The following is a 26,385-nucleotide window of genomic DNA, read 5'->3' as shown; positions in this document are numbered from 1 at the left end:
GCTATGCTCGACCGGACCGGACGATCCGCGCGCGGAACGAGACCTGAGGACGTGACCATGGCTGCGACGAGTACCGAGATGGCTCCGGCCGCTCGTCTCGCGCTCATGCCGTTCTGGCCGACCCGTCGCGGCGCCTGCTTCGATTGTCTGTGTTGCACCCGGGAGTGTTGCTGAGCGCTTCGCCGCTCGTCCAACTTTTCGGGTTCTTCCAGCTTTCGGAGCCAACGCATGTTCAATCTGCTCATCTTCACGCTCGTCGGTGTCGGCGCACAGCTCGTCGACGGCGCACTCGGCATGGCCTTCGGTGTCACCGCGACCACCCTGCTGCTGTTCAGCGGTGTCGGTCCGGCGCACGCGAGCGCCGCCGTGCACCTCGCCGAGGTCGGAACCACCCTCGTCTCCGGTGCCTCGCACTGGCGGTTCCGCAACATCGACTGGAAGGTCGTGCTGCGACTCGGTGTTCCCGGTGCCATCGGCGCCTTCCTCGGCGCGACCGTGCTGTCGGGACTGTCCACCGAGGCCGCCGAACCGGTGACCGCCGGAATCCTGCTGGCCATCGGCGTATACGTCGCGTTGCGCTTCTCGGTACGACCCCCTGCGGTCGCCCACGCCCGCACCTCCCCGCACACCGCGAAATTCCTGTCGCCTCTGGGCTTCTTCGGCGGCTTCATCGACGCGAGCGGTGGTGGCGGCTGGGGACCGATCACCACCAGCACCCTGCTCTCCCGCGGTAAGACGGCACCGCGCACCGTGATCGGTTCGGTGAGCGCGTCGGAGTTCCTCGTCGCGGTCGCGGCGAGCGTCGGCTTCCTGTTCGGGCTCGGCCACGACTCCCTGGGCAATCTCGTTATCGTCGCCGGTCTCGCGCTCGGCGGTGCCCTCGCGGCGCCGGTCGCGGCCTGGCTGGTCAGCCGCGTCCCTGCGACGCTGCTCGGTACCGGCGTCGGCGGTGTCATCGTGCTGACCAACGCGCACAAGCTCGCCAAGACTGTCGACCTCTCCGGCGCGGCGCTGGCGGTGCTCTACCTCGCCATCGTCGCTGCGTGGCTCACGCTGCTGATCGTGTCCTGGAAGCGTTCGCGCCTCACCCCCGCGGAGAAGAGCGGTTCGCTCGAACCGCTGGCGCAGCCGACGCCGGCGGCACTGCTCGAAGGTACCGACGCGACGCCTCTCCCCGGGGCCCGTCCGGAGCCTCGCGAGGTGCCCGGACACAACGAAACTCGCCTGAATTCCACCACGTCACCACGGACTCCCGACGGGGCCTGATAATCGCTGTTATGCCCGCGTGCGGTGGTGCTTCCCGATCCCGCCATCGAAGCGGCCGGCGGATTCGCGCACAGCATGCCGATCGACATGGCCCGGCACCGCCTTCACCGCGGCCGGCGTCGAACTCCCCCAGGCCTGCGTGTCGATCACCGTCGGCGGCCGCGATGCCGCGATGGTCCTCGATCCCGCAGTGCCGTGACGGTCGCCAAGCAGCTTCTCGGGCTGTAACGCACGGTGTCGCAGCCTTCGACCGCCCGAGCAGAACCAAGATCACATACAACTCGTACGGACGCTACGATGCGCCGTGGGAATCTGCCCCGATACGCCGTCGCATCCGCGACCCTCGCCGGCGCCCTGCTCCTCGGAGCGTGCTCCTCCGGCGACGACGCCACCTCCGACACCACCTTCCACGCCGACACCGTCAGCGAACCGACCGGCCTCGGCAGCGACATCCTCGCCCGCTTCGACTCGTGCGACGATGTCGCGCCCGCCGTCGCCCCCTACATCGAGCGGCACTGAGCCTGCGCTCCTCGAACGGCGTGGACGAGTACAGCGTCTACTGCGCATGGGAGACCCCGGACAGCGTCACCAACCTCGACGAGATCCGGTCGGTGGAGATCGTCCTGCCACCGGGATCCGGCAACGTCCCGTCGGCGAGCGACCTCGAAAGCGGCGGTCTCGAACTACTCCCCGACGCACGACGCGTAGATCGCCACCGGGACGACGAGAATCCCTGCCGCCGAAGCGCACACGGCGACCATGGCGAACACTGCGAAGGTGTAGAGACCGACCACCCATGGGCGGGTCCGCAGCACGCTCGACCGCCGGTGCGGCCGCAACGCGACGATGTAGGTGAGCTGGGCGCACAGGACGAGACCCACCAGCACCAGGAACGCGGCATCACCGTCGACGAGGTCGGGTGCGCTGTCCCCCAACCATGAGACTCCCAGTGCCACAAGCGTGCCCACGACCAGCCGGTCGCGCGGTGCGGACGTGACGAGAACGAGTCCGAGCGCGAGCAGCGGCATGAGGAACCACTGCGAAACGTCGGTGAACGCCGAATCGGGCGCGAGAACCTGAAAACGAGATGAGCCGCCGCGACGATCGCGAACGCACCGAGAACGGTGACGGCGATCGTGCGGCGGCTCACGGGATCAGGAGTCCTCGCCGGACGTTCCGGGGTCGTGCACCCCGTCGAAGGCGTCGAGCAGGCGTTGCGCGGCGAGTGCGGCGGTCAGCGAACCGTCGCGCACCCCGGCCTCGACGTCCTTGCGGATCGCCCGCACGCGCGGGGAGGTCTCGAGACGACGCAACAGCTGGTCGTGCACCATCGTCCACGTCCAGTCCACCTGCTGACGGCGCCGGTTCTCGTCGAACATGCCCGCCTCGGTGAGCACTTTCTTGTGCTCGAGCACAGTGTCCCAGAAGGTGTCCAGACCGTTGCCGGTCATGCCGCTCATGGTGATCACCGGCGGCTTCCAGATCGCGTCGTGCGGATGCACCATGCGCATCGCGCCGGCGAGTTCGCGGGCGGCGACCCGCGCGTCGCGTTCGAACTCCCCGTCGGCCTTGTTGACGGCAACGAGGTCGGCGAGTTCGAGCACGCCCTTCTTGATGCCCTGCAGCTGGTCGCCGGTGCGGGCCAAGGTCAGGAAGCAGAAGGTGTCGACCATGTTCGCGACGGTCACCTCGGACTGTCCGACACCGACGGTCTCGACGAGGATCACGTCGAAACCGGCAGCCTCGAGCAGCACCATCGTCTCGCGGGTGGCCTTCGCGACCCCGCCGAGCGTGCCGGCCGAGGGCGACGGGCGGATGTAGGCGTCCCGCTGCACCGCGAGCCGCGCCATCCGTGTCTTGTCGCCGAGGATCGAACCACCCGTGCGGGTCGACGACGGGTCGACGGCCAGCACCGCGACCCGATGCCCCTGCTCGAGCAGATGCATGCCGAGCGCGTCGATGAAGGTCGACTTGCCGACACCGGGCACACCGGTGATACCGACACGAATCGCGTTGCCCGCGTTGGGAAGCAGGCGCAGCAGCAACTGCTGCGCCCGCTCCCGATGGTCGTCGCGGGTCGACTCGACCAACGTGATGGCCCGCGCGAGGCCGGCCCGCTCGTTGGCGAGCACGGCCTCGGCGAGGGCGTCGACGTCGATCTGCCGTCGGCGGGTCTGCGCGGCGCCGACCGAGGAGTCGCTCATGCCGACGTCAGCCTCCGAGGTGGTGGCCGAGCTGCGCGGCGAGCTTGGTCAGCAGACCGGTCGCCGCATCCGCGATCACGGTGCCGGGCGGGAAGATCGCCGCCGCACCCGCCGCGTAGAGCTCGTCGAAGTCGCCCGGCGGGATGACACCACCGACGACGATCATGATGTCCTCGCGGCCCACCTCGGCCAGCGCCTGCTTGAGGGCAGGGACCAGCGTCAGGTGACCCGCGGCCAACGACGACACGCCGACGACGTGCACGTCGTTGTCGGCCGCCTGCTGGGCGACCTCTTCGGGGGTCTGGAACAGCGGTCCCACGTCGACGTCGAATCCGAGGTCGGCGAAGGCCGTGGCGATCACCTTCTGGCCTCGGTCGTGACCGTCCTGGCCCATCTTCGCGACGAGGATGCGGGGGCGACGACCCTCCTCCTCGGCGAACTTCTCGACCAGTTCGGTTGCGGCGGTGATGTTGGTGGCCTTGCCGGCCTCGTCGCGGTACACGCCGCTGATCGTACGGATCTCGGCCTGGTGACGGCCGTAGACCTTCTCCAGGGCGTCCGAGATCTCACCGACGGTGGCCTTCGCGCGGGCCGCGTCGATGGCCAGCGCGAGCAGGTTGTTGTCGAGACCCTGGCTCTGCGCACCGGCGGCGCGGGTGAGCGCGTCGAGGGCGGCGCGGGTGGCCTCCTCGTCCCGGTCGGCGCGCAGTTGCTCGAGCTTGGCCAGCTGCTCGGCCCGCACACGCGAGTTCTCGACCTTGAGGACCTCGATCTCGTGGTCCTCGGTCACCTGGTACTTGTTGACGCCGATGACGGGCTGACGACCGGAGTCGATGCGCGCCTGGGTGCGGGCGGCCGCCTCCTCGATGCGCAGCTTCGGGATGCCCTCCGAGATCGCCTGCGCCATACCGCCGGCGGCCTCGACCTCGGCGATGTGGGCGCGGGCCTTGTCGGCCAGCTCGTGGGTGAGCCACTCGACGTAGTGCGAGCCGCCCCACGGGTCGATGGGCCGCGTGGTGCCCGACTCCTGCTGCAGCAGCAGCTGGGTGTTGCGGGCGATGCGCGCCGAGAAGTCGGTGGGCAGTGCCAGCGCCTCGTCGAGCGCGTTGGTGTGCAGCGACTGGGTGTGGCCCTGGGTCGCGGCCATCGCCTCGACGCACGTGCGGGCGACGTTGTTGAAGACGTCCTGTGCGGTGAGCGACCAGCCGGAGGTCTGCGAGTGGGTGCGCAGCGATTTCGACTTCGGGTTCTTCGCCCCGAACTTCTCGACGAGCTCGCTCCACAGCAGGCGACCTGCGCGCAGCTTCGCGACCTCCATGAAGAAGTTCATGCCGATCGCCCAGAAGAACGACAGGCGCGGCGCGAACTTGTCGACGTCCATGCCGGCGTCGAGTCCGGCGCGGATGTACTCCATGCCGTCCGCGAGGGTGTACGCGAGCTCGAGGTCGGCCGTCGCGCCGGCTTCCTGGATGTGGTAGCCGGAGATCGAGATCGAGTTGAAGCGCGGCATCTTCGCCGAGGTGTACGCGAAGATGTCGGAGATGATCCGCATCGACGGCTTCGGCGGGTAGATGTAGGTGTTGCGGACCATGAACTCCTTCAGAATGTCGTTCTGGATGGTTCCGGCCAGCTGCTCGGGCTTGACGCCCTGCTCCTCCGCCGCCACGACGTACAGCGCCAGGATCGGCAGCACCGCGCCGTTCATGGTCATCGACACCGACACCTGCGACAGATCGATGCCGTCGAACAACTGACGCATGTCGAGGATCGAGTCGATCGCGACACCGGCCATACCGACGTCACCCTGTACACGCGGGTGATCGGAGTCGTAGCCGCGGTGCGTGGCCAGGTCGAAGGCCACCGACAGGCCCTTCTGACCGGCGGCGAGGTTGCGCCGGTAGAAGGCGTTGGACTCGGCGGCGGTGGAGAAGCCGGCGTACTGCCGGATGGTCCACGGCTGGTTCACGTACATCGTCGGGTACGGCCCGCGCACGAACGGGGCCAGACCCGGGTAGCTGCCGAGCGGGTAGCCCTCGGCGACGACGGCGTCGCGGTCGGCCTTGGTGTAGACCGGCTTGACGTCGATGCCCTCGGGCGTCGACCACACGACGTCCTCGGTGCTGTAGTTGTTCGCCTCGGCGACGGACTCGACGAGCGCGGCGGCCTGCTCCGCGGTGGGAGCGGTGGGCGCCGGCGCGGCCGGGTCCGTCAACGGGACGTCGGCGAAGCTGCCGATTTCGTGTTCGACGCTCACTTACGCTCCCAGAGTGTTCAGCAGGTCGGTGAGGGCGGCGACGGCGTCGATGCGCGCGGTGAGGAAGCCGTCCGGACGATCGTCCCCCTGCGCGTCCTTCACGGCCTTCTCGGGTCCGGCCAGCAGCACCGTCGTGATCCCCGCCGCACGCAGCGCAGAGGTGGCCGTACCGGCCTGCTCGCCGTAGCGGGTGTCGGTGCCGCACAGCACGGCGACGGACGTTCCGGTGTCGCCCACCAGGGACGACAGGTCGGCGTCGAGATCGAGCGGTCCGGGATTGACCGCTTCGATGCCACCGGCGGCGAGCAGGTTCGTCGCGAAGGTCGCCCGTACGTTGTGTTCGGCGATCGGCCCGAGCGGGGCGAGCAGCACCCGCGGGCGGGCACCGTGCGAGGCCAGGTAGGTGTCCGAGCGGTCGCGCAGCGCCTCGAACGGTGCGGCGTACCGCGCGGCGGACGCGCCGGCCTCGGCGACACCGACCGGCAGCGGCTTCTCGGCCAGGTTCGGGAACTCGTTGACACCGGTCACCGAGAACGTGCGGTGCGCGATGTCGGACTCGCGGCGGGCACGCGTCTGCGCGACACGCTCGGCGATCAGCCCTGCCTCGAGAGCGGCGCGGTAGCCACCGGCCGCCTCGATCTCCTGGAAGAAGCCCCATGCCTTCTCTGCGATCTGCGCGGTCAGTTCCTCGACGTACCAGGAACCGGCGGCGGGATCGAGAACGCGCCCGAGGTTGGACTCCTCGAGCAGCAGCAGCTGGGTGTTGCGGGCGATCCGGGCGGAGAACGCCTCGGACACCTCGAGCACACCGGCCGGCAGTGCGGAGTCGAACGGCAGGACCGTGACGGCGTCGGCGCCACCGACACCCGCGCCGAACGCAGCGAGGGTCGTGCGCAGCATGTTCACCCACGGATCGCGCTGGGCCATCATCGCCGCGGAGGTCACGGCGTGCTGCGGAGCGTTGCCGGCCTCGGGGGCACCGGCGACCTGGGCGACGCGCGCCCACACCTGACGACCCGCGCGGAACTTGGCGATGGTCTGGAACTGGTCGTCGGTCGCGGCGAGACGGAACTCGAGCTGACCGAGCGCGGCCGCAACGGGAACCCCGGCGTCGACGAGTGCTCGCACATAATCGAGGCCGGCGGCGATCGCGGCACCGAGTTCTTCGGCGTCGGACGAACCGGCGTTGTGGAAGGCGGTGCCGTCCACGGTGAGGGCACGCACCGCTTCGGTGCGGTCGGCGGCGGCCCGTGCCAGTTCGACGGCCTCGTCGAGAGATACGTCGGGACGCTCGGAGAACGCGCTGGTGAGCGGCGCTGCACCGAGGAAGATGCGCACGGCGGCGCGGTCCTCGATATCGGTGCGGTTGTCGAGCACGGAGTACACGGCGGTGGTCGCTGCGACCGCGTCGGCACCGGCGTCGAGACGGACCGGCGCGAGGTCGAGGAGCACACCGTTGAGCGCGGTGTCGAGCGCGTCCACGGGGACCGCGCCGGCGCCGAGACCGAGCCACACCGAGCTGACGCCGTTGTTCAGGGCGTCGAGGATGCGCTCGTTGACCGAGGCCGCGTCGGTGCCGGTGAACCGGACGTCGACGAGCCAGCCGGTGTTGACGTCGCGCGTGGACGAGCCGCCGCGGACGAACGGGAACTCACCGGGCAGCGGCGCTTCGTCGCGCTCGTCGCGGACGCCGTACAGCGGCGCGACGGTGACGTCGTCGTAGGTCGTGGTCTCGAGCAGACGCTGCGGCTCGGGTCCGAGTTCGGCCGGGTCGACACGTCGGGACTTGGCCAGCACCCCCGCCACCGCGTCCTGCCACTGCGCATATGCGCGCGCGGCATCCTCGGCTTCTGCAGCTAATGACACGGGCGATTCCTCCTACTGCGGGTTTGCAGGCTTTGTACGGACGGCGTTGTCGGCCGGAGGTGGGCAACCTCGAAATGGGTAGGTTGCCTTCGGTGTGATGCTATCCCCGCACATCGCGCGATCGTTGTGGGGATCACCACAGTTTTTCTAGCGCTCGATAACGACGTCCTCGATCGGAACGTTATCGTGCCGCCTTCGTCACTCTGCTCGCGGGGATGCAAGAGACCGCCCGGCCGGTAGTGTGGACGCTCGTGACGAGGCTTGCCGCAGACCGCAGAGTGCTCGGCATCCTGGGCCTGGTGGCGGCTCTCGTCGTCGTAGCTCTCGTGGTGCCGCATCCGACGATCGCCCAGATCCGGGAGTGGTCGGAATCGGTGCACGGCCCGGCAATTGTCCTGGCGTTCTTCGCCGTCCACGCCCTGGTCACGATCGCCCCGATTCCGCGCACGGTGTTCACCCTCAGCGCCGGCGTGCTGTTCGGCAGTGCCGTCGGTATCGGCGTAACGGTCGCCGCCTCCACGGTCAGCGCCGTCCTGGCGTTCCTGCTCGTGCGGGCCGTCGGACGCAAGGCCGTGGAATCGCGCCTCACGCACCCGGCGGCGAAAGCGATCGATCTGCGGCTGGCACGCCGCGGATGGCTCGCGGTCGGCTCCCTGCGGCTGATCGCCGCCGCCCCGTTCTTCGTCGTGAACTGTTGCTGCGCCGTCTCGGCGGTCCGTCTCGTCCCCTACACACTCGCGACGGTCGTGGGCATCCTGCCGGGCACCGTGGCGGTCGTACTCCTCGGCGACGCCCTGACCGGGCAGACCGATCCGCGGCTGATGGTGATCACCGGGGTGTGCATCGCGCTCGGTCTCGCCGGGCTGTTGCTCGAGGCTCGACTCCCCGAGCCCGCCGGTTCGGCGCTCGACGCCGTCGTCGAGCCGGATCAGGATCCGGCGACGAGATAGTCGGCCAGAATCGGACCGAGGACGGCGAGCGCGGCCGGGGTCATCATCTCCAGATGGTCGCAGTCGATCGTGTGCTCGGTGATCGTGCCGGACACCCACGGCCGCCACAGGGCCGGTGACGCACCGTCGTCCGTGCCGAGCGATCGCGCCGCGGCGACGAACAGCAGGTCGCCGTCGAAACATCGCACGTCGAGCGTCGGCGCGGCCCGATGGACGTGCGCATAGGCCGTGAGGATCCGCTCCAGGTCGGCGGTGGACAGTCCGGTCTCGTGCCCGAGACTGCGGTTCACCGCGTCGAGCAGCTGCTCGGAGGTCATCTCGTCCGGCGTCGCGTGAGGCAGTTCGATGCCCAGTCCCGCCAGCAGCTCCGCGTGGGTGTGGGCACGCCGCTCGCGTTCGAGCGGGTAGTAATCGAGGACGACCAGGTCGACGGTCTCCCCCGCGGCGCGCAGTTCGACACCCATGTGGTGGGCGATCAGTCCGCCCTGGGACCAGCCGAGCACGGTGTAGGGACCTTGCGGTTGCACGGCCCGCATCTCCTCGACGTAGCGGTGCGCCAGTTCGGCGGGCGTCGCGTCGAGGGGTCCGCCCGAGAGGTACGGCAGTTGCAGCCCGTACACCGGCCGATCCGGCAGGTGGCGCAGCAGTCCCGCGTACACCCAGGACAAGCCGATCGCGGGATGTACGCAGAACACCGGTGGGCGGTGACCGTGCCCTCGCAGGGGGATCAGCACATCGAACATGCCGGTCGTCGGAGCAGTGGTCGCCGTCGGCTCGTCGAGGCGATCCGCGAGGCCGGCCGGTGTGGGGTCGAGGAAGACCAGGGACAGGGGAACTTCCCGGCCCAGCTCGCTGCGCAGCTTCGATGCCACGGCGGTCGCGGCGAGCGAGTTGCCGCCGAGGTCGAAGAAGTTGTCGTCGATCCCGATCCGGTCGCGTTCGAGGACGGAGGCGAACGCGCGGGCCACGGCACCTTCGGTCGGTGTGCGCGGCGCCCGGTAGGAAGCCCCGACCGGCGCGGCCGCCGGTAACGCCGACCTGTCCACCTTCCCGCTCGGGGTGACGGGCAGGCCCGGTAGCACGACGATCACCGACGGGACCATGTACCGCGGCAGTCCGGCGGCCGCGAAATGCAGGATCTCGGGCGCCTCGATCGGAACGGTCCCGGTGGGCACCACATATCCGACCAGCCGGTCGCCGCTACCGTCGTCACGCACTACGACCACGGCCTGGGCAACGGCCGGATGCCGGAGCAGTGCCGCCTCGACCTCCTCGAGCTCGATGCGCAGACCGCGCAGCTGGATCTGGAAGTCACTGCGCCCGACGTAGACGGGCTCGGCGCCCGCCGCGGTGCGGGTCCAGCGCATCAGGTCCCCCGTGCGGTACATCCGGCGCCCCGGTGCGCCGAGGGGGTCGGCGACGAAACGCGTCGCGGTCAGGCCGGGTTGTCCCGCATACCCTCGCGCCAGACCCGGTCCGGCGAGGTACAGCTCCCCCACCGCGCCGCCGGCGACGGGTTGCAGGTACGAGTCCAGCAGGTACTCGTCGAAACCGGGCATCGGCGGTCCCACGGTGGGATTCTCGCCGGGGACGAGCGGATCGAGCAGGTTCGACATCACCGTGGCCTCGCTCGGACCGTAGCCGTTGACCATGTGACGGCTCCGGGCCCACGTCTCCACCAGGGACGGCGGGCACGCCTCGCCACCGACGCTCACGAAGGTCAGAGCCGGCAGCGCGTCCCGATCCAGCGTCGCCAGCACCGCGGGTGTGGTGTACAGGTGCGTGATCTCCTCGTCGGCGAGCACACGCTCGAGGTCGTCGCCGGCGGCGATACCGGGTGGCACCACGACGAGCCGCGCCCCGGCCGAGAACGCGACGATCGTCTCCAGCAACGAGGCATCGAACACCGGCAACATCGCCTGCGCGACACGCGACTCGCGGTCGGCGACCGTCGAGAGCCGATCGACCAGCTCGGCGATACCGCGATGCGTCACGGTCACCGCCTTCGGCGTGCCCGTCGATCCGGACGTGAAGATCACGTACGCCGTGTTGTCGGCGCGCACCGGCGCGCGGCGGTTGATATCCGGCACCGGCGTTGCCGGCGCACCGTCGAGGTCGAGGTCCCGGACGGGCACGACGGATACCCCGTCGGGCACCGCCGGTTCGGGTCCGTCGACAAGCACGCAGAGCGGTGTGACCGTCCGGATCATCGCGGTGACGCGGTCGCGGGGTTGGTCGGGGTCGGCGGGCACGTAGACGGCACCGGCGCGGACGACGGCGAGCATCGCGACGACCCGCAGGAACGATCGCCGGATCGCCACCAGGATGGTGGTCTCCGGTACTGCTCCGCGGGAGACGAGCAGATGTGCGAGCCGCTCGACCCGCTCGTCCAGCTCCGCGTAGGTCCACTGCCTGCCCGCATCGACGACGGCGACGGACTCCGGGGACCGTGACATCCAGTCGTCGAGGATCTCCGTCCACATCCGTGAAGGGGCGGTGCCGGGAGCGGACACGACCGGCACCTCGTCCCCGAACAGGCGGAGGCGGCCGAGCGGCACCTCCGGCCGGTCGACGACGGCCTCGAGGACCTGGGCGACCTGCGACACGATCGCGTCGGCCGCGGCCCCGTCGAACAGGTCCGGACGGTAACTCAGTCGCAGCCGCAGCGCGTCGTCGACGTGTGCGATGAGGGTCAGCGGATAGTGGCCGGAATCGTGTCCGGTGACCTCGCGCACCTGCATGCCCGCGATGTCGACCGCGTCGGACAGAGCCGCACGGTCGACCGGATACGACTCGAACACCGTCAGGGTGTCGAACCCGGCGGCAGGTCCGGCGACCTGCTGGATCTCGGTGAGGCCGAGGTGATGCCGGTCGAGCAGCGCGGTCTGCTCGGCACGGATTCGCTCGACGAGCACGGCGAGCGTCTCGTACGGGTCGAGCCGGACCCGCACGGGAACCGTGTTGACGAACAGGCCGATCATCTCCTCGACCCCGTCGACCTCCGCGGGCCGCCCGGAGACGGTCGATCCGAACACGACGTCGCGCTGCGAGGTGAGCTTCGCCAGCACGATCCCCCACGCGACCTGCACCACCGTGCCGACGGTGAGTCCGAGGTCCCGGACGAAGGCCTCCAGGCGCCGGGTGTCCGCAGGATCGAGCGCCCGTGTGGTCTCCTCGGACAGGGCCTGCACGGAGGACTGCTCGGCGCCTGGGGCGACCAGCGTGGGCCGATCCGGACCGGCCAGGTACCGCGACCAGGCGTCGCGCGCGGGCGCCGGGTCCTGCTGCACGAGCCACCGCACGTAGTCCCGGTAGGGACGTACCGGCGGGAGAACCCCGGTGTCCGCCTCGGTGCCGTACAGCACGAGGAGTTCCTTCAGCAACAACGGCGCCGACCAACCGTCGAGCAGGATGTGGTGGTTGGTGAACACCAGCCGGTGATCGTCCGGTCCCATCCTGATCAGGCTCAGGCGCACCAGCGGTCCGTGCGCCGTGTCGAAACGCTGCGTCCGGTCCTCGGTCTGCAGTCGGACCAGTGCCACCACACGATCCTCGGGGTCCAGATCGCTCAGATCCCGCTCACACAACGGCAGTTCGACCGACGCCTGCACGACCTGCACGGGCGGGGACTCCCCGTCGAAGACGAAGTTCACCCGCAGGTTCGGATGCCGCGCCGCCAGGGCGGCCACCGCCCGCCGGAGGCGTCGCGGATCGACGACACCGCCCAGGTGCAGGGTCAGTTGCACCGTGTACGCGTCGATCGAATCGTTCCGGAGGGCATGGAACAGGAAGCCGGTCTGCAAGGGGGTGAGAGGCCACACGTCCTCGAGGCCGGGATAACGGCGCTCGAGCTCGTCGAGGCGCTCCTGGCTCAACGGGACCAGCGGCAGATCCGACGGGGTGTGCCCTCCCGCGCCCGGTTCGGCGACGTGACGGGCGAGGCCGCTCAGCATGCGTCGCCACCGTTCGGCCAGATCCGACACCTCCGGGCGGGCGATCACCCCGGTCGCATAGGCGAGATCCGCGCGCAGCACCGGACCGTCAGCGGTGTCGACGACCATGGCGTTGACGGAGATCACCGCCGGTACCGGCTGAGCGGGATCGAGGCCACCGCCGAAGTCGATGTCCGTGACGGCGTCCGGCAGCGTGCTCCGGCCGTGGAAGTTGAAGGCGAGCCGGGGTGCCGGCAGGGGTTCGAGCGCGGCGCGGCCCTCGTCGTCGAGATACCGCAGCATCCCGTATCCGATCCCGTGGTCGGGAACGGCACGCAGGTGTTCCTTGACGGTCTTGATCGCGGTTCCCGCTGCGGTGCCGCCGCGTTCCACGGCCTCCACGTCGATACCGGTCAGGTCCAGTCGCACCGGATAGGCCGCGGTGAACCATCCGACCGTCCGGGACAGATCGGCTCCCGGCACGACCTGCTCCTCCCGGCCGTGCCCTTCCAACGCCACGAGCACCCGAGCGAGGTCGATCCCGCGCTCGGCGCGCTGCGCGACGACGGCTCCGGCCAGGGCTGCGAGGAGACCGTCCACGATGCTCCCGTGGAAGGCCACCGGGAGGACGCTCAGCAGCGCGGTGGTCGCGGGAGCGGGAACCTCGACGGTGACGGTGTCGACGGTGGCCCCGACGTCGACCGCGGGGTCCAGCTCTCTGGCGCCGAGCAGCGCATCCGGACCCGACAGGGTCGAGATCCAGAACGGCAGTTCGGCCGCGCGCGTGCCGCGGCGGGTCGCCTCGACGAGACCGTGCGCCCAGCGGCGCATCGAGGTGCCCGTCGGTGCGGGATCCGGGTCGAGTCCGTGTTCGAGTCGAGCCGCCGCAGCAGCGAGGTCGCCCAGCAGGATCCGCCAGGAGACACCGTCGATCACGGCATGATGTGCCACGAGCAACAGCCGCGACGCGGGTCCCGCCTCGAATCGCACCGCCTGCAACATCACTCCCCTCCCGGGATCCAACCGTCCGGTCGCGGCAGCGTGCTCGGCGGCGGCGATCGCGGTGAATTCGGGCCCCGTGAGGTCGTCGACCCGGACGCGGCGCAGGATCGACGACGCCGAGACGGATCCGATGGGCCGTGTCTCGAGATGCAGCGCGTCAGGCGTTCCGGGCTCCGCGTGGAGCCGCGCCCGCAGCATGTCGTGCCGATCCACGACCGCCTGCAGGGCCGCGAGAAGGTCGGCCTCGCGGAGTCGGTCCGGCAGCGGAACCGACACCGATTGGCAGAAGCGCGGATACGTTCGGCCGTGCCCGACCAGCCACCGCAGTATCGGGGTGAGCGGAACGTCGCCGACGCCACCGCCCGGCAGTTCCTCGAGCGTCGGCGCGGCCCGTCCGGCCAGGGTGACCGCCGCGGCGAGCGCTACAACGGTCTTGTGTTCGAACACATCTCGGGGCGAGAGCACCAGTCCCTCAGCTTTGGCCCGCGCGACCAGCTGGATCGACATGATCGAATCGCCGCCGAGAGCGAAGAACGAATCCTGTGTTCCCACCCGGTCGACGCCGAGCACGTCGGCGAACACCCGAGCGAGGACCCGTTCGGTGTCGGTGGTCGGTGCGATGTAGCTGTCGCTCCGCGTCGCGACCTCCGGGGCCGGCAGCGCGCGGCGGTCGAGTTTGCCGTGCACCGTCACCGGCAGGTCGGCCATGTGGACGAACGCGGCCGGAACCATGTAGTCGGGCAACCGCTCTCGGACGAAGCGACGGACGTCGTCGAGTCGCTCCTCTGCGGCGGGGTCGTTGACATAGCGGGCGAGGCTGCCGATGTCATCGGCCGGACGGTACACATCGGTCAGCGCTGCATCGGCCTTGTCGTCCGGGTCGTCGCGGAAGACGATCACCTCCATCGATCCCGGTTCCTGCGACCACGTCACGGCGACCCGGTAGCCGAGTTCGGCGCCGAGCAGATCGAAGTCCGCAGGACCGATGCCGTCCGATCGTGGCCGGAGGTCCGGTTCCGGTACGAGCGTGTGGCCGGGCATCGCATCGAGGGAGGTCGTCGCGGCGATCACGGACTGCAGGGCGGTGTGCGGTACGCCGGTCACGCGCAGGGCGTCGGGACGGTCGGTCCGTAGCCGGTCGGCGAACGCGGCGAGTGTTCCGAATCCCGCCCAGGTCCGGCACGGAACATCGGCGAGCGACCTGGGTCCGGTACCGGTGTGCAGCACCACGCTGTAGCGGTACAGGCCGAGTTCGTTGGCCGTCCGCATCCGGCCGAGTTCGATGTCGACCCCGGTGACACCGGGCAGACGACGGAGCAGACCGGTGAAGAACTCGGGGGCGAGCAGCAGTTCCCGTTCGGAGAGCGCGGCACGGCGGACGCGTTCGCGGATCGTGTCCGCGGTCTCGGTGCCGTCGGCACGGGCGAGTTCCACGGAGGCGGCGAAGTACGGCAGCAGCGCCAGGTTCCGGACATCGCCGAGATGGATCGATCCGCCGGGTGCGAGCAGCGGCAGGATCTTCCGGAGCACCTCGAGCAGATACGCCGCATCCGGGAAGTACTGGATCACAGAATTGAGCACGACGGTGTCGAAGTACCGCTGGGGCAACCCCTCGGTCGCGTGCGCCGGTTGCGTCCTCAACGTCACCCGATCGGCCCACGGCTGCGATCGCACGGCGGAGTGCAGCGTCTCGAGCGTCGGGGCCGAGAAGTCCGTGCCCCAGTACTCGGCACAGTCGGGGGCCAGTTCTCGGAGCAGGAGACCGGAGCCCACGCCGATCTCGAGCAGACGCCGGGGCCGGAGCCGCCGCACGGCCCGCACTGCGGCGTCGCGCCAGTCCCACATCTGCTCGACCGGGATGGGCTGCCCGGTGTCGGTGGCGTTCCAACCCGCGAAGGCGCCGGTGTCGCCGCTGTCCTCGGGCGGCGGCGCGGAGTACACGTCGTCGTACAGTGCCCTCCACCGCTCGACGGTGCCGGTCGCGCGGGTCGGGTCGGCGAGCAGTGTCTGTTCCCGGTCGAGCACCACATACGCGACCAGTCGTCCGGTCTCGTGGTGGCCCGGAGTCTCCCGCACGACCACGGCGGCGCGGGCCACCGCCGGATGCGCACCCAGGACCGCTTCGATCTCACCGGGTTCGACCCGGAAGCCGCGGACCTTGACCTGATCGTCGCAGCGGCCCACAAATTCCAGGTGCCCACCCGGGCCCTCGGCATCGCTCGTCGAGCGGATCCACCGCACGACGTCGCCGGTGCGGTAGATCCGCTCCCCCGGCCCGCCGAACGGAGATGCCACGAATCGTGCCGCGGTCGTGGCCGGACGACCGGGATATCCGCGGGAGACCCCGTCCCCGGCGATGTACAACTCGCCGGGGACACCGGGAGGCACCGGCAGCAGTCCGGCGTCGAGGACGAGGACCGCCACTCCCGGGATCGGCGTGCCGATCGGGACCGACGCGCGGTCTCCTCGGGCGAACGCGTCCTCGATGAGGTACATCGTCGCGCACACCGTCGTTTCCGTCGGTCCGTACGCGTTGACGAGCAACGTCGAGGGATGCGATTCGTGAAAGCGGCGTGCGACCTCCGGGGACAGCACGTCACCGGCCGTGACCACCTGGTCCACACCGTCCCACACCCGCTCCGGAACGACGGCGGGGTCGGCGAGGGCGTGGAACAGCGGTGTCGGGACGAACATCGTCGTCACACCGTGTTCGGAGATCATCCGCGCGACCGTCGACGGATCGAGCAGACCGGGTGGCGCGAGCACCAGTTCGGTACCGCCGATCAGGGCGGGCCAGATCTCGTACACCGACGCGTCGAAACCCGGTGAGGACACCAGCGACATCCGGTGTCGCGGTCGCGAACCGGTCCATCCGTGCTCGACGAGGTGCACGAGATTCCGATGCGTGACGGCCACGCCCTTCGGGACACCCGTGGAACCGGACGTGTAGATCGTGTACGCGGTGTTCGACGGGTGCAGCAGCGCGATCCTGTCGAAGTCGGTGAGCGGTCGCGCATCGTCGGGCAGGGCGTGGGACGTCGGGCGGCCCGCCTCGTCGACGACCACGACGACGGCGGGGGTCGCATGTGAGGTGAATCGACTGTCGGTGACCAGCACGCGGGGCGCGGCGTCGGCGAGGACGAAGGCGGTGCGTTCGCTCGGATAGGCGGGGTCCAACGGCAGATAGGCGCCACCCGCCGCCGACACCGCGAGAAGAGCGACGACCAGTGCCGGGGACCGATCCAGGGCGACGACCACCACGGACTCGGGCCCCACACCCAACTCGACAAGCAGACGAGCCAGCCGGTTGGCCCGGGCATCGAGGTCGCGGTAGGTCCATCGGCCGGCGACGCTGGTCAGCGCCGGTGCGTCCGGTGTCGCCGCGACCCGTTCGGCGAGCACGGCCGGAACCGTCCGGTCATCGGTGGTGGCAGCCGGGCCGTTCCACGCGTCGAGGAGCAGGTCGCGCTCCGATCGATCGAGCAGGTCGACAGCGTCGACCCGTCGGTGCGGCGATCTCACGAGGGAGTCGAGGACACGGAGATACCGGTCCGCGAATCGTTCGACGGTGTCGCGCTCGAACAGATCGCTCGCGTATTCGATGCTGCCGAGCAGCCCGCCGTCCTCGGCGGACGCGCGCTCCGACACGCTGATGTACAGGTCGAACCGCGCGATGTCGGTCGCGACGGGCAGCATCTCGACGTGGATGTCCGGATGGTCCAGACTCGGCAGCGGGTTGTTCTGCAATGCGAATGCGACCTGGAACAGCGGGTGATGGGCGGTCGAGCGCGTCGGGGCGAGCAGTTCCACCAACCGTTCGAAGGGCGCGTCCTGGTTCTCGTAGGCGGCCAGCGCCTTGGCCCGCACGCGGTCGAGGACATCGGCGAGCGTCCATCGTCCGGTGATGCCGTCCACGCGCAGCACCCAGGTGTTGACGAAGAATCCGACGAGATCGGCGAGAGCCTCATCGGTCCGCCCGGCCACCGGACCACCGATCGTGATGTCGTCTCCCGCACCGAGCTTGTGCAGGAGCACCACGAGTGCCGACTGGAAGACCATCGACGCGGTGGCCCCGTGCTCGGCAGCCAGGTCGTCCGCCGCGATGCGCAACTCCGCGGGGATCGTGAACTCCACCCGGCCACCGCGGAAGGACTGCACCGCGGGGCGGGGACGGTCGAGCGGAAGAGAAAGGCATTCCGGGACCCCGGCCAGTTCTTCTCGCCAGTAGGAGAACTGCCGGTGCAGGATGCTTCCCGTCTCGTCCTCGTCCCCAAGCACCTCCCGTTGCCACAGGGTGTAGTCGGCGTACTGCACCGGCAGCGGACCCCATCGCGGTTCGGTCCCGGCCGAGCGGGCCGCGTATGCCAGCAGCATGTCGCGCACCAGCGGCACCATCGACGCGCCGTCGCCGGCGATGTGGTGCAGTACGAGCACCAGCACGTGGTCGTCGGAACCGGTCCGCAGCAGGGTGGCTCGCACCGGGATGTCGGTGGACAGGTCGAAGGGCCGCCGCGCCTCGGCGCGCACGGCCGCCTGCTCCTCGTCGGCGGACACCGCCCGCACGGGCAGCGACAACGAGGCCCGCTCGAGCGGCAGGATGCGCTGGAAGGCGACTCCGTCCGCTTCCTCGAACACCGTGCGCAGCGACTCGTGACGCGCCACGACATCGGCGAACGCCGCCCTCATCGCGGCGAGGTCCAGCCGTCCGGTCAGGCGTGCCGCCATGGGGATGTTGTAGGTCGGCGACGGACCTTCGTAGCGGTGGATGAACCACAACCGGGACTGCGCGTAGGACAACGGGATCCGGTCGGGTCGGCGTCGGGGTGTCAACGGCGTCCGGGCGACACCGCACTCCGCGAGGCGCGGTGCCAACTCGGCGATCGTCGGTGCTTCGAAGAGCATCCTGATGGGTGCTTCGACGTGCAGTGCGGACCGGATCCCCGCCACGACGCCGGTCGCCGACAGGGAATCGCCTCCGAGTTCGAAGAAGTTGTCGTCGACGCCGACCCGATCCGGGGACAGATGCAGAACGTCCGCGAAGACCCCCGTGAGAGTCCGTTCCAGCCCCGTGCGCGGAGGACGATGGAGTACGCCCCGGCGGTCCGGGGCCGGCAGCGCGGCACGGTCCAGCTTGCCGTTGGCCGTGATCGGCATAGTTGCCAGCGGCACCACCGCAGCCGGGACCATGAAATCCGGGAGTTCCGCCGCGAGCGCATCACGAATCGTCGAGGCATCCGGGACCGAACCGGTGCGCGGCACCACGTACGCCACGACCCGGTCGGATCCGGTCTCGCGCCGGACCACCGCCGCGGCCTGCTCGACGTCGGGGTGGCGGAGCAGTGCTGCTTCCACTTCGCCGAGTTCGATGCGCCGCCCCCGCACCTTGACCTGCAGGTCGGCGCGCCCCGCGTAGATCAGCCGCAGACCCGAGGTGGCCGCTGCGCTGTCGTTCTCTGCGCTGTCGTCGTTCGTCGACCACCGCACGAGATCGCCGGTGCGGTACATCCGCGACCCCGCCGGCCCGAACGGGTCGGCGACGAACCGCGTCGCCGTCGTCCCCGGTCGCCGGTGGTATCCCCGCGCCAGGGCAGGTCCTGCCGGATACAGCTCGCCGATCACCCCGGGCGGCACCGGATTCAGGCGTGTGTCGAGCACGACGGACCGGAATCCGGGTCCGAGAGTGCCTGCGGTGACCGGTCTGCCGGGCACGAGGTCCTCCGACGCCATCTGCACGGTGATCTCGCTCGGCCCGTACCCGTTGACCATGCGGCGGCCCGGCGCCCATTTCTCCACGAGCCATGCCGGGCAGTCCTCACCGCCGACGCTCACGAAGGACAGGTCCTCGGGGACCGCCGGATCGATCGTTGCAAGGACCGCAGGAGTGGTGCAGAAGTGGGTGATCCGCTCGGCGCGCAATGCATGTGCGAGGTCGTCACCGGCGGACGCATCGGGCGGGCCGATCACCAGGTGCGCCGCCGAGCCGAACGCCACGAGCAACTCCAGTACCGCCAGGTCGAAGCTCGGGGATGTCCCGTGCCAGACCCGCGCGTCGTGGTCGGCGAGGGTGCGGGTGTGCGCGACGAGGTTCGACAGTCCCCCGTGGGTGACGACCACGCCTTTCGGCTGTCCCGTCGATCCGGAGGTGTAGATGAGGTAGGCGGGTTGATCCGAACGCGCGGGCGCGCACCGGTCCGTGTCGGTCACCGGAGACCCGGTGTATCGCGTCGTCTCCGTGACCACCTCCGGATCGTCGACCGCGGTCCACGGCACGGTGCCGGGAAGCAGGGACCGTTCGCCGGTAGTGGTGAGTCCGAGCACGGCGCCGCAGTCGCGCAGCATGTACTCGATCCGGACGGGTGGATAGGCGGGGTCCACCGGGACGAAGGCCGCGCCCGTCTTCGCCACGGCCCAGATCGAGACGATCGAGTCGACGGACCGGGCCATGCCGATCGCGACGAAACGTTCCGGTCCTGCGCCGCGCTCGGCGAGCATGCGGGCCAGCCGATTCGATCGTTCGTCGAGTTCCCGGTAGTCGATCCGGGTCTCGCCGCACGACACTGCGGTGGCCGCGGGGGTGCGGAGTGCAGCGTCGGTGAGGATTTCCGGCAGCAGGCGTTCGGTCACCGGCGGCGGACCCGTCACGGGAGCGAGTGCGGTCCGTTCGGCTGCGTCGAGCAGATCGATGTCGCCGACCCGTATCTCCGGATCCTCTTCGACCGTCAGGAGGATACGTTCCAGTCGGCGGGCGATGCGCTCGACGGTCGGCGCGGTGTAGACGTCCGTGGCGTATCGGATGCGGAGCACGTCCGTGGACGTCGACTCGCGCCCGGCACCGTCGCCGGATCGCGGACGCTCCAGATCGATACGCAGGCCGACGTCGCCGAGGACGGCGTTCTCCACCTCCCTGTCCGCATCGCCCCGTCCTTCGACGGTGACGCGGAAGAGTGGGGCGCGCGATCCGTTCCGTGTCGGCGCCAGCGCGTCGAGCAGTGTCGCGGCAGGTATGTCGGCGTGTGCGAGAGCGTCCCGAGTCCCCCGGGAGATGTCCTCGAGGAGATCTCGGAACGGCTCGTCGAGGCGCACCCGGGTGCGTAGGGGCAGAACCGTGCGAGCAGGAGCGGTACCGGCCGGGGCAGGGACACCGAGGACGACGTCGTCGGTACCACTCGACCTGGCGACGAGGATCGCGGTGGCAGCCTGCAGGATCGGGACACGATCGTCGGCACATTCGGCGCTCGCTCGACCCGGTCCGATGCCGAGGGGATGGACGAACTGCGCCCACGCCGAAGCAGATCCCGCGTTGCCCGCCCGTCCACCGGCAGGTGCCTGCGTGGACGGTGACAGGGCGGGCGGGGTAGGTGCACCGGCCAGAAGGTGCCGCCAGTGATCGAGCACGGTGTTCCGCCGGTAACGAGGTGCGGCCGCTCCGGCGCTCGGCGGGTGGATCGAACCGACCGGCGTTCGAGGGTCGGCTGCGACGAACTGCTCGAGGATCTCGGTGAAACAGATGCACTGCGCCTGTATCTCGTTCTCCTCGTATCTGTTCGGATTCGCCCGGAATTCGATCACGGTGCCGACCGGCACACTGCGGCGGTGGACGGTGATCAGCCGGTCCCCGACGGGCCCGCGCGACAGGACATGTGGTGTTCCCACGATGTCGCCCAGTACGGGTTGCTGATCGAACAGCATGACGTTGACCAGGGGGACCGAGAAGCGGGACACCGGTTCGGATGTCGCCCGGCGGATGTCGTCGAGTCCGCACGCCTGGTGTCGGAGGGCTCCGACGAGCTCGACCTGCATCAGCCGGACGAGATCCTCGACGGGTTCGCTCGGATCCACCCGGATCCGCAGGGGAACCACGTTGACGAGCATTCCGGCGGAGCGTCGCAGCTCGGCCGTCGTCCGCGCCGACACCGGGATGTTCACGAGCACGTCGTACCGTCCCGACCGCCGCGAGAAGAAACAGGCGGCGGCCGCGAGTACCACTGCGGCCGAGGAGGCGTCCCGCGTCGGCGGGGACCCCGACAGGTAGACGTCCGCAGTGTCCGACAGATCCGTCTCCGCCGTGATGGTCCGGACCGCCGGGGGCACCTCGGTGGTGTCGACATGGGGCAGGTCGCGGATCCGCTCGCTCCAGTACTCACGGTCCGCGACGAATCGGTTCGACGCGCGATACTGCCGGTCCTTCTCGTACAACGTCCGCAGATCCGCCGGCGGCTTGTCCGGCGGCGGCTTGTCCGGCGGGGCCCCGTCCTGGCCGGAACTCCGGGAGGCGAGTGCCCTGGAATAGAGTTCGGCTCCCCTGCGAACGATGATCATCGCTCCGAACCCGTCGAGCGCGATGTGATGGGCTTTGACGTACACGAGGTAACTGGCATCACCTGTGCGCAGAACCACTATGCGGCACAACCGGTCTGCCATCAGGTCGACGGGTGCTTCCACATCCCGCCGGAGCCACTCCTCGGCCACCCCCCGCGGATCGGATTCGTCACGGAGGTCGACGACCTCGGTGGGTACATCGAGGTCCCGGTCGACGACCTGGTACGGACGGCCGTCCACGTCGACGAGGCGCAGGAGGACGGTCTCGAACTCCCGACCGGCGGTCGTCGACGCCCACTTCAGCAACTCGAGATCGAGTTCTCCACGGAACTCCACGTATTGGGCAATGACGAAAGGGACTTCGGGTACGAGTTGCTGGGCGAGCCAGATACCGTACTGGGCCGGAGTCAGCGGAAACGCACCCGCGCGCGCGTCGTCGGAGTTCTGCGCGGTGCCTGCGACGGGAGTGGCCACAGCGCCCCCTTCACGAGGATGTGTGCAGCGGCAGCGGCGAACGGGAGCGCCTCGTCGAGCCGGATGCCCTCGAGCATCGTGCACAGCTCGCGAGCGGGAACGACCGAGTCTGCACGCCGCTTCGAGAATGTATGCGTCAGCGTAGGACGGGGACGGGGTTGCTGCAATGCCGTGCAGTAGAACGAGATCGAGATGCGACCAGGACATCTCGCAGAGGACGACGCTCGCACATCCCGACATTCGGCATTTTGACACCATAAACCTTAGGTTTGTTTGATGGGATGGATAGAAACCTTCCGTCCGCGCTATGCTCGTTTTACAAACTTAGAATGCAAAACTCTCGGTAAACTCCGGACGAAGGGGAATTCACGCCCGGCCCGACGGTCGCACGAGTACTGAATCCACGAGAGCGGACGATGCACGAGGCCGGACCGGTGCAGTCGATTATGTTGCACTGCAACAATTTCCACTTCTTTCATGTCTATTGCTCGAAACAGCCTTCCGACAATCCTTCCCGGGAACCCTCCCCAGTTCCCACGAACACGCGACATCCATCCCCTGGAGGGAGGAAGCGCAGATGCCGATCCAGAGACGAATCGGACCTCGTTCGGGCACGGTCTGGGTGGACCTGTTCGGTGAAACCTCCGAGTACGCAGACGAAGCGAGCGCCCACCTGTTGAGAAGGTGGGCGAGCGGGTATCTCACCGAACCCAACCCCGACCTCGGCCGCAGCGGGCCCGTGTGCCCGTTCGTTCGCCCGTCGATCGGCAAGCAGCTCTTCGGAGCTGCATTCGTCCACGGATCCGGAATCGACGCCGGGGCACTCGGCACGATCGTGGAGGACCAGTTCGACCTGTACACGACGCTCTCACGCGAGGACGATCGCGACCGGAGCCTGAAGACGCTCGTGACCGTACTGCCCGACCTCACCGGCTTCGAGGTGATCGACGTCGTCCACACGGAATTCAAGTCGCGGTTCGTCGAACACGGTTTCATGCTCGGCCAGTTCTACCCGGGCTGCACCCAGCCGGGTCTGTGGAATCACGACTTCCATCCACTCGACGCCCCGTTGCCGATGCTGGTCGCCCGCCACATGATGACGACCGATTTCCCGTTTCTCGTTGGTCGCCAGGAATGGCTGTGCGCCTACTTCAAGAAGTTCGCCCCGGCACTGCCGTCGACACTCCGCCTCACCATCGCGAAACGGATGAAGTACGACGGCGATGCGGTGGACGCGATCACCGCCCATCATGAGCTGACGGGGAACGAGCCGGGCCGATAGGCTGTACGCGTCCCTGTCCCACATTCCGAGCGTCAAGCTTCAGGTCTTGATTATCGACAATCAAGCCCTCACACTTGACGCATGTTCGTCTTGACGGTCGACCAGCGGAGCAGCCGCCGAGACATCGACCGCGTGGCGGACCTCCTCACCGAACTGCAGGATGTTCCGCTGGTACGGCCCTTCGATCGCACCGCGGGCGACGAGGTCCAGGCCGTCGCGGACGATCCCGCCCTCGTCGTCGATCTCGTCCTCGACCTCCTCCGGAGGGAACGCTGGAGTATCGGGGTGGGAATCGGCCCGGTAGAGACCCCGCTCCCCGAACAGACACGCGCCGGCCGCGGACCCGCCTTCGAACACGCCCGCACCGCCGTCGAACGCGCCAAGAACGCCCCTGGGCAGGTCGCGGCCGAAGGCGACGACACCGAGGCCACCGCCGACGTCGACGCCGCGCTCACCCTGCTCGCCACCGTCGTCCTGCGCCGCACAGACCAGGGGCACGAGGCGGTCGACCTCGCTCGTCAGGGCCTGTCGCAGGCGCGGATCGCCGAGCGTCTCGGCATCAGCAAACAAGCGGTGTCCCAGCGCCTCGCCACCGCCGGGTGGCAGGCCGAACTGGCCGGACGCGAACTCGTGCGGCGACTCCTGGAAAGGGCCGACCGTTGACCGTCCTCTCACTGGTGTGCCTGGCCGTGGCTGCTCTCGCACCCGCACTCGCGCTGCGCCCGAGCATGCCGGTGTGGCCGGCCGCCTCGTTGAGCATTGCGGGTCTCGCCGGTTCAGCCCTCGCCGCCACCGCGACCACACCGGTTCAGGGAGTCGCGCTCGCGGCCACGCTGATTCTCACCGCCACGGCGGCGATCACCGGGGGCGGACCCGCGGTCCTCGTGGCGTTCCGGATCGCGCGGCGGCAACCCGATGCCGGTCCCGAGCCCACCCCTCCCCCGGGCCCGCTCCGCGGCGGACGCGTCATCGGCGTGCTCGAACGCGGAGCGGTCACCGCCTCGATCCTCGCCGGATGGCCTGAAGGGATCGCCGTCATCATGGCGGTGAAGGGTCTCGCCCGTTATCCCGAACTACGCGAGCCGAACGCCTCCGAACAGTTCATCATCGGCACGTCCACCTCGGTGCTGTGGGCGGTCGCGGTGTGCGGAGTCGGGCAGGCGCTGATCACCTGACGCCGGGATCTCCACCGTCAGGTCTTCTTCAGCGCACTCCCCTTGTGCATCGCGACGTGATCGGTCTTGTCGCTCCGGATCTCGTACTGCGGCTCGTCCTCGCTGCACCGCCGCGTGCGCCCCTTGAACTCCACGTCCTCCGTGTGCTTCGCGATGATCACGCCCTCGACGTATCCGGCTTCGGAGTTCCATCGGACGTGGTCACCGACGGAGAAGTGGGTCGCCATGTCGTCGTCCTCCCGATCGGCTCGCTTCCTGTGGCAGTCGGATAGCCGTCTCCCATCGGTCCTACACCCCAGGACGATCAGTCCGTCCGATGCTCCGCGGGATCCGCGGACCCCTCGGCGACGGCACGGAAACGTTCGAGGTCCTCCGGACGGAACTCGGGCCGGGCGACCACCGCGTCGACGAGCAGACGCAACTGGTGCTGCAAGGCCGGCACCGACCCGGTGCGCCCCTGCTCGGAGAGATGATCGATGAGCATGCGCAGCACCCGGGCGAGCGCCGTGGCCACGTGCAGCTGCGCCGAGCCGGCCTGCCGGATCTGTTCGAAGGCGTGCTCGACGTACTCGTCGGGCGACAGGATCCACGGACGCAGCAGAATCCGGCCGTCCGCACCCCCGATCGCCGGCACCGGACTGTCGGTGACCAGCAGGGTGCGCAGCAGACTGCCGAGCCGGAGCACCACCTCGGTGGCGGTCGTCGGGTCGTTGATCGCCTGGCTCAGTGCGCGCAGCGCGATGTCGACGAGTTGCCGCAGCGCGAAGTCCACGTCCTGTTGCATGGTGCGCGTATTCGAGATCTCCACGGCCGCCTCGAGCCGCCGCAGGACCACCGCCCGTTCCGGCTTCGGATGGATCCGTAGCAGCGGTTCCCCGCAGTGAATGTACGCGCCGGGACGCGTCTCCATCCGCACGACCGAACCCGGCGGTACCACGGCGAGAACGAGCTCGGCCGGCGCCTGGGTCACCCAGCCGTCGCGCCGGGCGTACACCGTCGCCCCCTCGGTGAAATCCGGCTCCGGCACCCGGTCGACGTGGATCTCGCCGCGCGAACTCCGGCTCGTGTTCGAGATGACCTTCTCGGCCTCCGAGGCGATGCTGCGCACCACCTCCCCGACCTGCAGACCGTGGGCCAGCCGGTTGAGATAGGCGATGATGAGCACCACGGTCGACACCGCGAGGACCACAGCGAGGGTGGTCGACAGTGTCGGGGCAGGTGCGGCGTCGTCCGCGCCGATGTGGCGCAGTGTCAGCACGCAGTAGACGAAGGTCGCCACCAGCACCCCGATCACCGTCTGGCTGGCCCGATCCCGGATGAAGGACCGCATCACCCGCGGCGAGAACTGGCTGCTCGCCAACTGCAGGCTCACGACGGTCAACGAGAAGACGACACCGGCGGTGGTGATCGTGGCACCCGCCACGGTGCTCAGCAGCCAGATCGCGGCGTTGCTGTTCATCTTCATGCCCCACGCGAAGGGGCCGAAGGCCCGATCGATGTAGCCGCTCACCTCCGCGAGCACGGCTCCGGCGACGACGACCAGCGCGGGCAGCGCGAACAGACTCTCCCGGAATCGGTATACGCCCGCGGCGATCCGCAACTGCATCCACGGTCTCGGCAGAGCACTCATGTCGACCAAGCTAACCATCCGGTCTCCGCAC

13 protein-coding genes are annotated in these 26,385 nt (G+C 69.3%); 6 read left to right on the top strand and 7 right to left on the bottom strand.

Going from position 1 to position 26,385, the window contains the following annotated elements:
- Nucleotides 1-228 precede the first annotated feature (228 nt).
- Nucleotides 229-1,266, top strand: coding sequence for a sulfite exporter TauE/SafE family protein (locus RBB84_RS06990; RefSeq protein ID WP_006551542.1), 1,038 nt, complete (start codon nt 229-231; stop codon nt 1,264-1,266).
- 297 nt (nt 1,267-1,563) lie between these two features.
- Nucleotides 1,564-1,785, top strand: coding sequence for a hypothetical protein (locus RBB84_RS06985; protein ID WP_231912013.1), 222 nt, complete (start codon nt 1,564-1,566; stop codon nt 1,783-1,785).
- A 164-nt stretch (nt 1,786-1,949) separates the two neighbouring features.
- Here RBB84_RS06985 and RBB84_RS06980 read toward each other — a convergent pair whose 3' ends face one another.
- From RBB84_RS06980 to RBB84_RS06965, 4 genes are all read right to left on the bottom strand, one after another.
- Nucleotides 1,950-2,294: a lysoplasmalogenase family protein gene (locus RBB84_RS06980; RefSeq protein ID WP_082921021.1), complete on the bottom strand. Its 345-nt coding sequence runs from the start codon at nt 2,292-2,294 to the stop codon at nt 1,950-1,952.
- Between the two features lie 126 nt (nt 2,295-2,420).
- Nucleotides 2,421-3,470, bottom strand: coding sequence for a methylmalonyl Co-A mutase-associated GTPase MeaB (gene meaB / locus RBB84_RS06975; protein ID WP_006551539.1), 1,050 nt, complete (start codon nt 3,468-3,470; stop codon nt 2,421-2,423).
- A 7-nt stretch (nt 3,471-3,477) separates the two neighbouring features.
- Nucleotides 3,478-5,724 (bottom strand): methylmalonyl-CoA mutase, encoded by a 2,247-nt coding sequence (gene scpA / locus RBB84_RS06970; protein WP_350247312.1) that lies wholly within the window; start codon nt 5,722-5,724, stop codon nt 3,478-3,480.
- Entirely contained in the window at nt 5,725-7,590 is a 1,866-nt protein-coding gene (locus RBB84_RS06965; protein WP_064256280.1) for a methylmalonyl-CoA mutase family protein, read from the bottom strand.
- A 278-nt stretch (nt 7,591-7,868) separates the two neighbouring features.
- Here RBB84_RS06965 and RBB84_RS06960 point away from each other — a divergent pair, with 278 nt between their 5' ends.
- Nucleotides 7,869-8,540, top strand: coding sequence for a TVP38/TMEM64 family protein (locus tag RBB84_RS06960; RefSeq protein ID WP_006551536.1), 672 nt, complete (start codon nt 7,869-7,871; stop codon nt 8,538-8,540).
- On the opposite strand, the gene RBB84_RS06955 is transcribed toward RBB84_RS06960, so the two are convergent.
- Nucleotides 8,519-22,267 (bottom strand): non-ribosomal peptide synthetase, encoded by a 13,749-nt coding sequence (locus RBB84_RS06955; RefSeq protein WP_064256281.1) that lies wholly within the window; start codon nt 22,265-22,267, stop codon nt 8,519-8,521. The two genes, RBB84_RS06960 and RBB84_RS06955, sit on opposite strands and share 22 nt — an antisense overlap.
- Before the next feature lie 577 nt (nt 22,268-22,844).
- On the opposite strand from RBB84_RS06955, the gene RBB84_RS06950 reads away from it, so the two are divergent.
- The 3 genes from RBB84_RS06950 (at nt 22,845) to RBB84_RS06940 (ending at nt 24,724) form a co-directional block, all read left to right on the top strand.
- Complete coding sequence (locus RBB84_RS06950; RefSeq protein ID WP_006551533.1) at nt 22,845-23,549, top strand: DUF6875 domain-containing protein; 705 nt, start codon at nt 22,845-22,847, stop codon at nt 23,547-23,549.
- An 81-nt stretch (nt 23,550-23,630) separates the two neighbouring features.
- Nucleotides 23,631-24,212: a SatD family protein gene (locus RBB84_RS06945; protein WP_033096639.1), complete on the top strand. Its 582-nt coding sequence runs from the start codon at nt 23,631-23,633 to the stop codon at nt 24,210-24,212.
- Nucleotides 24,209-24,724: a hypothetical protein gene (locus tag RBB84_RS06940; protein WP_006551531.1), complete on the top strand. Its 516-nt coding sequence runs from the start codon at nt 24,209-24,211 to the stop codon at nt 24,722-24,724. The genes RBB84_RS06945 and RBB84_RS06940 overlap by 4 nt, the downstream gene beginning before the upstream one ends.
- Nucleotides 24,725-24,741: 17 nt before the next feature.
- On the opposite strand, the gene RBB84_RS06935 is transcribed toward RBB84_RS06940, so the two are convergent.
- On the bottom strand, nt 24,742-24,951 hold the full coding sequence (locus RBB84_RS06935) for a DUF2945 domain-containing protein (RefSeq protein ID WP_006551530.1): 210 nt from the start codon (nt 24,949-24,951) through the stop codon (nt 24,742-24,744).
- 77 nt (nt 24,952-25,028) lie between these two features.
- Entirely contained in the window at nt 25,029-26,354 is a 1,326-nt protein-coding gene (locus RBB84_RS06930) for a DUF2254 domain-containing protein (RefSeq protein ID WP_197481839.1), read from the bottom strand.
- Between the last annotated feature and the right edge of the window lie 31 nt (nt 26,355-26,385).

The organism is Rhodococcus sp. D-6 (assembly GCF_040256695.1).
Classification (GTDB): domain Bacteria; phylum Actinomycetota; class Actinomycetes; order Mycobacteriales; family Mycobacteriaceae; genus Rhodococcus; species Rhodococcus pyridinivorans.
The sequence above is the reverse complement of the archived record's forward strand: the minus strand, read 5'-3'. Positions and strand labels throughout refer to the sequence as shown.

Coding starts and splice junctions, on each gene's coding strand:
- RBB84_RS06930 (WP_197481839.1), bottom strand. CDS start 26,354: ATGAGTGCTCTGCCGAGACCGTGGATGCAGTTGCGGATCGCCGCGGGC.
- meaB (WP_006551539.1), bottom strand. CDS start 3,470: ATGAGCGACTCCTCGGTCGGCGCCGCGCAGACCCGCCGACGGCAGATC.
- RBB84_RS06990 (WP_006551542.1), top strand. CDS start 229: ATGTTCAATCTGCTCATCTTCACGCTCGTCGGTGTCGGCGCACAGCTC.
- RBB84_RS06980 (WP_082921021.1), bottom strand. CDS start 2,294: ATGCCGCTGCTCGCGCTCGGACTCGTTCTCGTCACGTCCGCACCGCGC.
- RBB84_RS06985 (WP_231912013.1), top strand. CDS start 1,564: ATGCGCCGTGGGAATCTGCCCCGATACGCCGTCGCATCCGCGACCCTC.
- RBB84_RS06950 (WP_006551533.1), top strand. CDS start 22,845: ATGCCGATCCAGAGACGAATCGGACCTCGTTCGGGCACGGTCTGGGTG.
- RBB84_RS06935 (WP_006551530.1), bottom strand. CDS start 24,951: ATGGCGACCCACTTCTCCGTCGGTGACCACGTCCGATGGAACTCCGAA.
- RBB84_RS06945 (WP_033096639.1), top strand. CDS start 23,631: ATGTTCGTCTTGACGGTCGACCAGCGGAGCAGCCGCCGAGACATCGAC.